Genomic DNA, 12,608 nt, shown 5'->3' on the forward strand with positions numbered 1-12,608 from the left:
TAGGCTACAGTTAAAACAAAAAAAGTAACCTAGTGTATGTTCAACATTGTTAAGAGTATTCGCAAACGTTACCGTTGGGCTTTAGTTGCTATTGCCTTGTTGGTCAGCGTATCTGCATTACTGATGCAATACTTCTTTTCAGTGCAAAAATACGATGCAAAAATTATCAATATAGCTGGCAAGCAACGTATGCTTTCGCAAAAAATAGCTTGGCATAGCAATGCATTAATTAATCAAACGGATAATCACGCACAACATCTTCAATCGTTAAAACACTCCCTTGAGTTATTTGAACAAGCCCATGAATATTTACTCACTAAAGATGAGCAAGGTGACGCAGTTTATCTAAATACATCTTTATTTGATTTATATTATGCCCCCCCAAGCAACTTAAATGCAGAGGTGTTGGCCTTTATAACGCAAGCTAAAAATTTGGTCTTTCGAAAGGAGGTTATTAATTTGGCTTCGTTTTCTGTGAGCGAAGTTGAAGCATTACTAAAAAAGTTAGACACTGCGGTGAGCTTATTTGAGCAACAAGCGGTAAAAAAGGTTGATTGGATCTCTAGTATTGAACTGCTTTGTTGGTTTTTTACTCTGGCATTATTGTTTTTAGAACTTAGATTTGTGTTTATGCCAATGGAGAAACGAGTTCTGCAGACCTTACAAAAGTATCAACAACAAAAAGAATTTGCAGAGCAGGTAAGTAACAACAAAGAGCACTTTATTGCACGAGCCAGTCATGAATTTAGAACCCCATTACAGGGGTTAATTACCTCGATCGATGAGCTAAAAATTCCCACTTCACAGCAGGATATACAACGCCAAGCTCGGTATTGCTCGGCGAGGTTGTTGGCGATGTTAGATGAATTACAAGATTTACAAGCGCTGAGTTTAAATCGTTGGTCGTTAAACCCGACCTCTGACAACTTACTAACCACCATAAATAAAGTGTTAGTTGTGTATGAATATGGTTGTACTGAAAAAGGGTTAAAGTTAATCAGAGAGTTAGCAGCGAGCTTAGACTGCGCGGTGATTGTAGATCATGCACGCTTACAACAAATAGTTAATGAGCTACTTAGTAATGCATTAAAGTTTACAGAGCAAGGAGAGGTGAAAGTCATCGCTACGCTCAACAATAACCAACTATCGCTGAGCGTCGAGGACACCGGCTGTGGCTTTGATCACCTTATCGAGCAATTAGAATTAGACAGCACTGAGCAAAGTAACCATTTTCAAGGACTCAGAACAGGCCTTGCCCGTGTACAATATATTGTTGATGCCTTAAAGGGTGAAATTCGTTTTGAAAATAATCGTCAGCAAGGGGCCTCTGTATTTTTAACATTACCATTAGAGATGGATACTACTTTAAGCAAGTCATCGTCAATGCCTGATAACTTACATTGTTTAGTCGTTGAAGATAACCCACTTAATATGCTGGTACTCACTAAGCTATTAACTGCATTGAACATACACGCTGAATGCGCTGAGAATGGCAAAATAGCGTGTGAAATGGTCGCCAAAAAATCTTATGACGTCATCTTTATGGATTTAAATATGCCGGTTATGGATGGGTTTGAAGCCACTAAAATCTTGCATGATAACGATAAAACACTGCCGATTATTGTGGTTACCGCAAACACCTCTGATAGTGATCTTGCTCGCGCTAAAGCTTGTGGAGCAATAGGTCATATTCATAAACCCATAGATCAGCAAAGCATAATCGCGGCGCTAAACGATGCTTTTCTACCTGAGGTTGATTAAATCTCACTTGCTTAATTATTCCTTATTACGTTAGTTTGAGTTTTTAGCTCTGTTATGGGATCTAACGTGCGCTCAATTTTACTACAGCAATTTAGTGGTTATTTATCTACCGATGACAGTGTTCGGTATTATATCGACGATTTAACTTGGCAAGTAAAGCAGGGTGAACATTGGGTCTTACTCGGGGGGAATGGTGCTGGAAAATCAGCACTCGCAGCAGCGTTAATTGGTGAAGCAAAACAACAAAGCGGGCAACGTCATAGTACCTTTAACAAGCTACAATTAGTGTCAAGTGATCTACAAAAGCAGTTACTTAACACGCATCGTAAAAGTGAAAAGCCACAAAAAGTAACAGACATGCTCTTTGCTGAGCCTCAAATAAATAGCGATTTATGCCAACAGTTAATCACCGCTTTTAATTTTGATGCCTTACTTAATCGTGATTTTACTGATTTATCTACTGGCGAAACGCGTAAATTATTATTAATTAAAGCGCTATCTGCTAACAGTGATTTAGTTGTGCTTGATGAACCATTTGATGGCTTAGACTCTGAATCGGTTGGGCAGCTAAACCGCCTATTACAGCAGTTGAGCGCACAAACCTGCTTTGTGTTTGTGCTAAACCGTGTTGACGAAATTCCAGCGTTTGTTGATCACTTTGCTTATGTGGATAATGGTCGTTTACAACATAGCTTGGCAAAACCGTGTGCAGCAAAACAAGCGGATTTATTCAAATTACTTCATTTAGAGCATACATCATTAAGTATTCCCGATGCGCCTGAGCGCTGTTTTAAATCAGCGACAAACATGCCACTCGTTAAGCTCACTAATGCTCATGTGCGTTACAGCGAACAAACAATTTTTGAAAATTTAAACTGGACGATTAACCAATATCAGCACTGGCAACTCACCGGGAAAAATGGCTCAGGTAAAACCTGTTTATTAAATTTAATTACAGGTGATAACCCTCAGTGCTATAACAATGAGATTGAAGTGTTTGGTTTTAAGCGTGGCACAGGGGAGAGTATTTGGGATATAAAACAGCACATTGGTTATATTTCAAATACGCTACATTTGCAGTATCGAGTGAGTATTTCGGCGCTTAATACTATTATTTCAGGGTTTTTCGATAGTATAGGTTTATATCAACAAGCCAGTGAGTTACAAACGCGTTTAGCTAAAGAGTGGTTGGCACTAATTGGTTTAAGTGACAAAACAAATAGCGCTTTTACCCAGCTATCGTATGGCGATCAGCGACTATTACTGATTGTGCGCGCAATGGTTAAACATCCTGCTTTGCTTATTTTAGATGAGCCATGCTTAGGGCTTGATGAGGCAAATCGTCAACGCGTTTTACTGCTGATTGAAAAGGTGTGTGCTGCAAAAACGAGTACCGTTATTTATGTAAACCATCATGCAGCAGATACCATTAAAGGGATTGAACACACCTTAAAAATGGAAGATTTTAAACCGGCTCACTATGGGCAACAAGCTGCTCATAGTGAGACGCTTATATAAGCTTGTTTATAACTGAGTAACCTTAAACCCTTGGTCGCGAAGTTGTTTAATTAAACCATGCTGCTCAACTAAGTGCAGAGCACCTACCGCAATAAACACCTTGCCTTGTTCAAGTTTAGGCGTGAGTTGAGTGACCCAATTATTATTGCGCTCAATCAGCATCACTTGCTCGCTTTGTTGACCGTATTGGCTGTCATCAAAACTGGTGTGGTAATAGCCGGTTAGGGTTTGCATATCGCCCTTTTTCCATGCATCCACTAGGGTGATAAAGTAGGTATTAATATCGCTTAGTTGCTCAAAAGTTTCTGCCATCATGGCATTGCTTAATGACTCTAAGCCATTAAACATCTGTAGTTGTTGCTCTATGGTTTCAAGCTCCGCAATGTTAATACTGTGCTTTTGCGCGTACTCGAGTATTTGCTTATCGATGCCGTTTTTATCTGAATAGCCCGCGTTTTGAAACTCAATTTGCATCATGGTCAACATAACAGCCCAAGGTTTGAAACTGTTGAACATGGCAATATCAATCGATTTTTTAGCAAAGTAGTCTTTGAGGAGTTGATAATTTTTTTCTGAAAGCTCGCTCTGTAGCGTACGCCCGTTAGTAAGCAGCATAAACGGCATAGAACGTTGTTGCATTTGTAATGGTGATAGTTTACTTATATCCACTTCAACAACAACTTGATTACTGTTATCCAGTGCGTGAGTCACTTTTTGTGGTAGCCCTTTCATGCTGGCATCACCCACATGCACGGTGCCAAATAAATACGAGCTAGCGCCTTGTTTTTCTATTTTGAATAGAGCCGGTGCTGCATAGCCATTGACGCTAAAGGCTAAAAGTAATAACACCATAAATAAATGACTAATACGTAATGACACGTTCATAAAATCCTATCCAAGTTTAAGTCGTTTTATAAATACTAACTTAGTTTACTTTATAGGTAACGTAAAAATGCCTGATTAATCAATCAGGCATTTTTCGGTGTTATTGATACCAATTATTGCTGTAGGCCATGTTGCCATAATTAGCCAGCGCACGAGCTTGCTTGATGAGTGCGCTATCGTTATGTTTGGGGTGTAATTGCTTATTTTTATAAATATAGGTGGTTGCCGGTTTATCTGGCTGCAAAATAACAACGTTATCATTTTGCATGTAAGCAAAGTTTTTATCGTACTGCATCATTGCACGCTGCTTATTTTTGGCCACAGGGCGAGTGAGATCGTGACCAATCATTGGGTGTTCACCGCTGGCGCCAATAAGCGACAGTAAGGTGGTAGGAATATCCAGCTGACTGGCTAATTGATGATCGCGTTTGGGCTTAATACCGTTTCCAAAAATAACCGCAGGAATTCTAAAGTGATCAATAGGTACAAGGCTGGAACCAGACACGCGTGAGTCGTGATCAGCAATCACTATAAACACAGTATCGTCCCAGTAAGATGACTTTTTCGCCTTTTCAATGAATGTGCCTAGGGCATAATCTGCATATTTAGCTGCGTTATTACGGCTTTGCTTTGGTTGCTCAAACAGGGCTATTTTACCGTCCGGAAATTCATAAGGGCTATGATTAGAACTACTAAAAATCAGACTAAAAAATGGCTTTTGCTGTTGTTGTAATTTATTCAGCTCTTTATCTGCTTGAGTAAATAAATCTTCGTCAGATGCGCCCCATGAACCATTAAAGTTAATGTTATCGAAGCGTTCACTATCAACAATATCACTAAAGCCGTTACCCAAAAAGAAGCTACGCATGTTGTCAAAGTGACTTTCTCCACCATAAATAAACTGAGTATGGTAGTCCTGCTTTGCTAAAAAACTAGCCAAGGTAAAAAAGTCACGTTGTGATTTATCGAGTTTTACAACCGCGCGTGAGGGAGTCGGTGTAAAACCGGTTATAACTGCTTCAATACCGCGTACAGAGCGAGTGCCGGTAGCGTATAAGTTATCAAATCCCCAGCCCTGTTGATAAAGTGCATCTATATTAGGCGTTAAGGGTAAGCCACCTAAGGTACCTACATAACGAGCGCCCAAGCTTTCTTGCAGAATAATAACCAGGTTTTTCTTTTTACCTTGGTAGCTTGCCTGATGAAAAGTGCGGGTAGGGGCATTTGGATTATTAAATATTGCTTGAGGATTTTGCATGGTACTGCGTACTGTGGCGAGTAACTCCTCTTGAGGGACCTTGCCATAATATGCCTGACTTGATTGCTCATTGGAGAGCTGTTTTAACGCAAATGCTACGCTATATGATGAATTAAGCGTGAGGTCATTCAGCAAGTGGTCGGTCGAAAATGCCACCATAGCGGGGTTCAATGGACGATGGCCTAATGAATTTCGAGCGCCTAACAGTGTTAGGCTACATATAATAACAGCTAATAGTGATAGTTTTATTGCCCCTAGGGACGAGCGGTTTTGCCATTGCTGAGTAAGAATTTTGTTAGCAAATTTAATGGTGAAAACGAGCGCTAAAACAGCGAAGAGGACTTCGAGTTTGTAACCTGAAAAAATCATTTTAGAGACTTCTTTAGGATAAATAAGGTATTCAATAAATAGGCGATTAGGGCGTAAGTCGTATTCGTTAATAAACGTGGGTGTAATAACCTCAAAAAACACTAACATTGCAGCCATTATTACTAAATACCACTTTACGACTCCTCGAATATAAGCAGTTAATTTGAGAGCATGTGCTGCAAGTGTTAGTAACAAAGCGGGGGTTATGATGTAGCATAATGTTGCTATATCAACACGTAAACCGCCTACAAAAACAAAGTGCCAGGCGCCTTCGGTAAATACACGGCCACTTTGCCACAAACTTAAACCTAATCGCGCAAAAGTTAGCAAGCATAGGAGTGCGAAAAAAAATACCGCTAAAACCCACAATGGCCCCAGTACTTTTTTAGTGCTACTGATTAAGTCCATAGCACAGACCACCAAACTAAAATAGCAATAAGCATGGCGATAAAGACACTGGCGGATGCAATATCTTTAGCTAGGCCTGATAGTTCATGATATTCGCTACCGATGCGATCAACCACCACTTCGACTGCGGTATTGACCAACTCAGCAAATAACACAAACAATAAGCTGGCAATCAAGATTAATTTGCTACTTAAAGTAATTTCTTGCAAGCAGGCAAATACGCCTAGCAAACTAAATAAAACCAACTCTTGCTGAAAAGCAGCCTCAAATCGGCTCATCCATTTTAGGCCGTTAAATGTATGGCTTAAGGTAAAAATTAGGCGCATTAGGCCTTGGCGTTTTATAACGGTTTTATTATTCATATTTTAGTTTCGCTATGGTTAATCGTTTGACATGACGCGAGTAAATCTTCAGAGGTTTGGTAGGTTTTACTCGCAACACCGGTTAAGCTTAAAAGGGTATGAAAAATAGCATCGTGTGATTGCGCTAAAGTGCTATTTAAGTTGTTTAGACACTTGGCTGTAATGCGCTGATTATGCTCATCAGTCCAGATGTAAAGAGGCACATGGGTTTGAGCTGTTGGTGCAAATGCATAGGGAAAGCCATGTAAGTATGCGCCATTTTCACCGAGCGACTCGCCATGGTCTGACACATACAGTAATTGCTTATCAATATTAGCTGGCAGTGCCTTTAACTGTTCAATAACTTGAGCGTTGATAAAATCACTATAAGCAATTGTATTATCGTAGGTGTTAACCAGTTCTTCAGCGCTACAGTTTTGAATATCGCTGCGGTCGCAGGTTGGACTAAACTGTTTAAATTTTTCAGGGTAGCGCTTAAAGTAAGTAGGGCCATGTGAACCCATCATATGCAGCACTATAACCGTATTAGCCTGACTCAAATTGGCAAGCTTGTGCTTTAAAGGGGCTAGTAACGCTTCATCAAAACAGTATTTACCATCACATAGTTCAGATGCTTTGGTATCAATATTAATGGTAGGTACGCGCGTGCAGACGTTTTTACAGCCACTGTTATTATCAACCCACAAGACATCTGCGCCTGCTTGTTGTATCAAATCAATTACGTTTTGCTGGTTATCACTGTCTAAACGAGAAAAATTGGCATGAGTTTGCAGTGAAAACATACATGGTACTGACACTGCTGTGGCCGTGCCACACGACGATACGTTATCGAAATAAGTGACATTATGTTTTTGCGTGTATTGGTTGGTATTACGCTCATAGCCTTGGTAGGAAAAATTTTCAGCTCGAGCGGTTTCACCTACCACGATGACAGTAACTCGTGTTGTGCTTGGCGATGCTAAAGTTGGCGTGGTATCAATATTTTTAAATTCAATATCGCTATAAAGTAACTGGTCACGGGCGTATTTGTAGCCACTAGAGAGATATTGAAATGGAATAATTTCTTTTTTAAGAATACGGTTATTACGACCCGTTGCCGCGTAATCGGCGTAAAAGTTAACGACCACTAATGCAATCAGTGCAAAGCTTGCTAAAAGCAGTTTAAGACGGCTAATAACTTCTTTGTATGGACGAGCGCAGTTTATTTTTATTCTACTCAAAATAAAGACAGGTAATGCGGCAAAAAGCAGTAAAAAGCCAACAAGTTGCAGGTTTAAATAGCTTAACGCTTCACTAGAGTCAGTTTCGACGGTGTTTTGTATCATGGAATAATCAAACACCACACCATAGTTCAATGAGCCATATAACGCCGCACTCGAGAGCACTAGCAGCAAGTAGTTAATGGGTTTTAGTATTCCCCGAATAGAAACCACTGAAAAGAATATGATTAGCAAACAAATCAGTAGTAACGGCACAGAAAACAAAAATAGCCATGAAAATGTGTGCAACGAGGTAATAGCGCTAAACGCACCATGCATAAATGGAATATTAATAACTAAGCCGTAATAACAAGCCATAAAAATAATGAATGCATTAGCACTGCAATTAAAATAAAAGCGTTTTTTAGTATTTTCTTGCGGTTGCTTACTGAGTTTGAAAGTTGGGTTCATAACACGCCTCTTTTTCGTGAACGTTGTTATGCTAGGCTGCCAGACTTAAGAAACTCTTAAGAAATCGATTTATTTTAATTTTGTTAGATAAAAATGAGGTGGCTTACTAAAAATTAATCAAACCAGAATTCAGTGTTATAAGAATAGTGAATTTCCTGAGTTGAAATGAAGGGATAAAAAATCTATTTAACCTGTTTTAATTGAATTTTAAAACCTGAGTAAGCGTATTTTTATAATTATTTTGAATTGAATTTGGTGTTGACTTACCGCCCTGAGCGCGGTACTAATATAAAAAGACAGCGAAACAAGATGTTCGCAATGACTAAATCTTAAATGGTACTGAATTTTATGCTTAAAAATGCACTTAACCTAGTCCTGATTATTATCGTGGTGATTATTCCCGCGAGGGCTTCGTAGTGCTTTAAAAAACTAAGCATTGAAAAGCCCTCCGCACTTAACCGTCCGGGGGGCTTTTTAGTTTTAGAGTTAAATTTTTAATGGGTTGTCACACAGGAATGAGGATTTACTAATGACAGGCGCAGAACTAACAATAGATTTACTCGCCAAACACGGCGTAGATGAAGTATTTGGCTACCCAGGTGGTGCTATTATGCCCATTTACGATGCCTTGTATGGTGCGCCTGTAAAACATTATCTTACTCGTCATGAGCAAGGTGCAGGGTTTGCCGCCGTGGGCTATGCACGCAGTACTGGACGTTTAGGTGTGTGCTTGGCAACATCAGGCCCTGGAGCTACTAATTTAATTACCGCATTGGCAGATGCCATGATGGACTCAGTGCCTTTACTTGCTATTACAGGGCAAGTACCAACCGCCGCTATTGGCTCTGATGCTTTTCAGGAAATTGACGTGCTTGGCATGTCGCTTTCGTGTACTAAACACAGTTACATGGTTGAGCGAGCAGAAGATTTAGCCGAAATATTACAAGAAGCGATGCATTTAGCACAAAGCGGCCGTCCAGGCCCCGTTTTAGTTGATATCCCCAAAGACATTCAAATGGCGCAGGTGCCTTTTAAACCTTGGTTAGCGGCAGATGAATACTTACCTCAACTTGATTTAAACCAAGTTGCTATCGCCAATCAATTACTTAGTGAAGCCAAACGGCCTGTTGCCTATGTTGGTGGGGGCGTTCATGCCGCTGATGCGCAAAATGAATTAATGCAATTTTTAAATAAAACGCAAATGCCTGCGGTTTCAACCCTTAAAGCATTGGGCAGTGTATTACCTGATTACGAATATGATTTAGGCATGCTAGGTATGCATGGCGGTCAAGCGGCTAATTTAGCCGTGCAAGAATGTGATGTATTAGTGTGTATTGGCGCTCGCTTTGATGATCGTGTAACAGGCAACTTAGCTAAGTTTGCTGCAAAAGCAAACGTGATTCATTTAGACATAGATGCAGCCGAGGTCGGTAAACGTAAACCCGCAAAGGCTTCTTTAATTGCTGATTTAAAAACCTCACTTCCCGCCCTTGAGTGCGTCGTTACGCCAAAAGCGTGGTGCGATCATAATAAACAAATGATGGTTAAGCATGCATGGCGCTACGACTATCCTGGTGAAAAAGTATTTGCCCCTTATTTACTTAATCAACTAAGCCAGCGTATGCCAAGCACCAGTGTTGTTTGCTGCGATGTGGGTCAGCACCAAATGTGGGTTGCGCAGCATATGAAATTTAACCATCCATGCAACCACTTAAGCAGTGGCGGTGCAGGCACCATGGGATTTGGTTTACCTGCGGCAATCGGCGCACAAATAGCGAGAAAAGATGACTTTGTGATCACCGTATCAGGTGATGGCTCAATCATGATGAATATCCAAGAGCTTGCCACTATTCGTCGTAATAATTTACCAGTAAAAATACTGATACTTGATAACCAGCGTTTAGGCATGGTACGCCAATGGCAGGAGTTATTTTTTGAAGGGCGCTATAGCGAAACTAACTTGTCAGATAACCCTGACTTTGTGCAGCTAGCGGCTGTTTTTGGTATTGCGGGGCAAACGATTACCCATGCCAACCAAGTGGATGATGCAATTACAGCCTTATTAAATAGCGATGGGCCTTACATTGTTCATGCTTGTATTGATGATAAAGAAAACGTATGGCCACTTGTTCCACCTGGGGCTGCTAACGATGAAATGATGACGGAGAAAGCACAATGAAACACAGTTTAACTATTGCCTTAAAAAGCCAAAGTGTCGCAATCGAGCGCTTTTTACGTGTCGTGCGTCATCGTGGTTTTGATTTAACTCACTTGCAGCTAAATATGGACGATGGCCAATATAATATGGCCATGACGGTTGATAGCGATAAACCAATTTATTTGCTTACCAGTCAACTAAATAAATTGGTTGATGTGAAACATGTCACGCTGCAAAGCTTACAGCAACAAGCTGTATAACAAAAAATTTAACAGATTTTACGAGTAACTGTTCACGTGGTTACTCATCAATTTTAAGAATGAGGAATGCCCGCATTTATTGCGGCAAATACTGAGGTAACTATGGCTAAATTAAGAAGTGCAACGACTACTGAAGGACGTAAACGCGCAGGCGCAAGAGCATTATGGCGTGCAACAGGCATGACCGACACCGACTTTGGTAAACCAATTATTGCTGTGGTTAACTCATTTACACAATTTGTGCCGGGGCATGTGCATCTTAATCAGCTCAGTGAACTAATGGCTGAAACCATCACCCAAGCGGGCGGTGTTCCAAAAGAATTTAATACCATCGCCATAGATGACGGTATTGCCATGGGGCACGGCGGTATGCTTTATTCACTGCCATCGCGCGATTTAATAGCCGACTCAGTAGAGTATATGGTGAACGGCCATTGTGCCGATGCGATGATTTGTATTTCTAACTGCGACAAAATCACCCCTGGGATGATGTTAGCGGCGCTGCGTTTAAATATACCGGTTATTTTTGTATCGGGTGGCCCTATGGAAGCGGGTAAAACTAAATTAGCCAATATCGATATTAAACTCGATTTAGTAGATGCCATGGTTAAAGGTGCCGATGAATCGGTAAGTGATGCCGACTCAGAGCAAGTTGAACGCTCTGCATGCCCTACCTGTGGGTCGTGTTCAGGGATGTTTACCGCCAACTCTATGAACTGTTTATTAGAAGCAATTGGCCTTGCGCTGCCTGGTAATGGGACCACGCTTGCGACCCATAAAGACCGCAAACAACTTTATGTTGAAGCGGGGGCACGTATCGTTGATTTATGCCGTGAGTACTACCAAAAAGATAACCAAGACGTACTGCCTCGTGCCATCGCTAATAAAACCGCATTTATGAACTCTATGGTGGTTGATATTGCCATGGGCGGCTCATCAAATACGGTATTGCATTTACTCGCAGCGGCACAAGAAGCTGGCGTTGATTTTGATATGTCACACATTGATGAACTTTCACGTAAAACCCCGTTTTTATGTAAAGTTGCCCCAGCTACCGCGCAATACCATATTGAAGACGTACACCGCGCTGGTGGCATGATGGCCATAGTACGCGAGCTTGGTAAAGCCGGCTTGGTTGATTTATCGGTTAATCATGTTGCCGGCATGACCATGGGTGAGCTGGTAAAAAAATGGGATGCAACGGATCCTAATAACGAAGTGGCGCGAAAGTTTTACCGCGCGGGTCCCGCTGGTATTCGTACTACTAAAGCCATGAGCCAAGATTGCCGTTGGGACGAAGGGGATAATGACCGTGAACATGGTTGTATTCGCAGTGTTGAACATGCATTTCGTCAAGATGGCGGTCTTGCCGTACTTTCAGGTAATTTAGCAATAGATGGCTGTATCGTTAAAAGTGCGGGTGTTGTTGATGAAATGCTGCACTTTGAAGGTACTGCTGTGGTATACGAATCACAAGATGACTCTGTAGAAGGGATTTTAAATGGCGAAGTAAAAGCCGGTGACGTGGTGGTTATTCGCTATGAAGGGCCTAAAGGCGGTCCTGGTATGCAAGAAATGCTATACCCAACTAGCTATTTAAAATCAAAAGGTTTGGCAGAGCAATGTGCATTAATTACTGATGGTCGCTTCTCGGGTGGTACGTCGGGTCTATCGATTGGCCACGTATCGCCGGAAGCTGCCAGCGGTGGCGCAATTGCTTATGTTGAAAACGGCGATAAGATTATCATCGATATTGCCACTCGAGAAATAACGCTGGCGTTAAGCGGTGAAGAGCTTGAAGCTCGCAAGCAAAAACAACTGGCTCGTGGTAAACAAGCGTATAAACCGCTTAATCGTGATCGTTATGTATCATCTGCGCTTAAAGCGTATGCGCTACTTGCAACTAGTGCCGATAAAGGCGCAGTTCGCGATTTAGCCAAACTGGAGGAGCTTAGCTAG

At 41.2% G+C, this 12,608-nt stretch carries 9 protein-coding genes; 5 read left to right on the forward strand and 4 right to left on the reverse strand.

Translation table 11 applies throughout. The features are described 5' to 3' along the window. The first annotated feature begins 36 nt into the window (after window positions 1-36). On the forward strand, window positions 37-1,761 hold the full coding sequence (locus PISS_RS01255; protein ID WP_096040822.1) for a response regulator: 1,725 nt from the start codon (window positions 37-39) through the stop codon (window positions 1,759-1,761). Window positions 1,762-1,827: 66 nt separating this feature from the next. Continuing rightward, the gene (modF, locus tag PISS_RS01260; RefSeq protein WP_058155439.1) at window positions 1,828-3,279 is read left to right on the forward strand and encodes a molybdate ABC transporter ATP-binding protein ModF; all 1,452 of its coding nucleotides are present in this window, start codon (window positions 1,828-1,830) and stop codon (window positions 3,277-3,279) included. A gap of 6 nt (window positions 3,280-3,285) precedes the next feature. Here the strand turns inward: modF and PISS_RS01265 are convergent, their stop codons facing one another. The 4 genes from PISS_RS01265 to PISS_RS01280 all read right to left on the reverse strand — a co-directional run bounded on the left by PISS_RS01265 (window position 3,286) and on the right by PISS_RS01280 (window position 8,231). Next, on the reverse strand, window positions 3,286-4,164 hold the full coding sequence (locus PISS_RS01265) for a TraB/GumN family protein (RefSeq protein WP_024602117.1): 879 nt from the start codon (window positions 4,162-4,164) through the stop codon (window positions 3,286-3,288). A 100-nt stretch (window positions 4,165-4,264) separates the two neighbouring features. Next, window positions 4,265-6,199: an LTA synthase family protein gene (locus tag PISS_RS01270; RefSeq protein ID WP_058154045.1), complete on the reverse strand. Its 1,935-nt coding sequence runs from the start codon at window positions 6,197-6,199 to the stop codon at window positions 4,265-4,267. Then, window positions 6,190-6,561 (reverse strand): diacylglycerol kinase, encoded by a 372-nt coding sequence (locus PISS_RS01275; protein ID WP_008112748.1) that lies wholly within the window; start codon window positions 6,559-6,561, stop codon window positions 6,190-6,192. The genes PISS_RS01270 and PISS_RS01275 overlap by 10 nt, the downstream gene beginning before the upstream one ends. After that, window positions 6,558-8,231, reverse strand: coding sequence for a phosphoethanolamine transferase (locus PISS_RS01280; protein WP_058154046.1), 1,674 nt, complete (start codon window positions 8,229-8,231; stop codon window positions 6,558-6,560). The genes PISS_RS01275 and PISS_RS01280 overlap by 4 nt, the downstream gene beginning before the upstream one ends. Before the next feature lie 529 nt (window positions 8,232-8,760). Here PISS_RS01280 and ilvG point away from each other — a divergent pair. The 3 genes from ilvG to ilvD all read left to right on the forward strand — a co-directional run bounded on the left by ilvG (window position 8,761) and on the right by ilvD (window position 12,608). Then, window positions 8,761-10,410: an acetolactate synthase 2 catalytic subunit gene (gene ilvG, locus PISS_RS01285; protein ID WP_033104316.1), complete on the forward strand. Its 1,650-nt coding sequence runs from the start codon at window positions 8,761-8,763 to the stop codon at window positions 10,408-10,410. Continuing rightward, on the forward strand, window positions 10,407-10,649 hold the full coding sequence (ilvM, locus tag PISS_RS01290) for an acetolactate synthase 2 small subunit (RefSeq protein WP_028834467.1): 243 nt from the start codon (window positions 10,407-10,409) through the stop codon (window positions 10,647-10,649). The genes ilvG and ilvM overlap by 4 nt, the downstream gene beginning before the upstream one ends. A gap of 102 nt (window positions 10,650-10,751) precedes the next feature. Continuing rightward, window positions 10,752-12,608 carry a dihydroxy-acid dehydratase gene (gene ilvD, locus PISS_RS01295; protein ID WP_058155441.1) on the forward strand — a complete coding sequence of 619 codons (1,857 nt, stop codon included), beginning with the start codon at window positions 10,752-10,754 and terminating at the stop codon, window positions 12,606-12,608.

Origin of the sequence: Pseudoalteromonas issachenkonii, from assembly GCF_002310795.1 — a bacterium.
In the GTDB taxonomy this organism is placed as follows: domain Bacteria; phylum Pseudomonadota; class Gammaproteobacteria; order Enterobacterales; family Alteromonadaceae; genus Pseudoalteromonas; species Pseudoalteromonas tetraodonis.

Coding starts and splice junctions, on each gene's coding strand:
- PISS_RS01255 (WP_096040822.1), top strand. CDS start 37: ATGTTCAACATTGTTAAGAGTATTCGCAAACGTTACCGTTGGGCTTTA.
- PISS_RS01265 (WP_024602117.1), bottom strand. CDS start 4,164: ATGAACGTGTCATTACGTATTAGTCATTTATTTATGGTGTTATTACTT.
- PISS_RS01270 (WP_058154045.1), bottom strand. CDS start 6,199: ATGGACTTAATCAGTAGCACTAAAAAAGTACTGGGGCCATTGTGGGTT.
- PISS_RS01275 (WP_008112748.1), bottom strand. CDS start 6,561: ATGAATAATAAAACCGTTATAAAACGCCAAGGCCTAATGCGCCTAATT.
- PISS_RS01280 (WP_058154046.1), bottom strand. CDS start 8,231: ATGAACCCAACTTTCAAACTCAGTAAGCAACCGCAAGAAAATACTAAA.
- ilvG (WP_033104316.1), top strand. CDS start 8,761: ATGACAGGCGCAGAACTAACAATAGATTTACTCGCCAAACACGGCGTA.
- ilvM (WP_028834467.1), top strand. CDS start 10,407: ATGAAACACAGTTTAACTATTGCCTTAAAAAGCCAAAGTGTCGCAATC.
- ilvD (WP_058155441.1), top strand. CDS start 10,752: ATGGCTAAATTAAGAAGTGCAACGACTACTGAAGGACGTAAACGCGCA.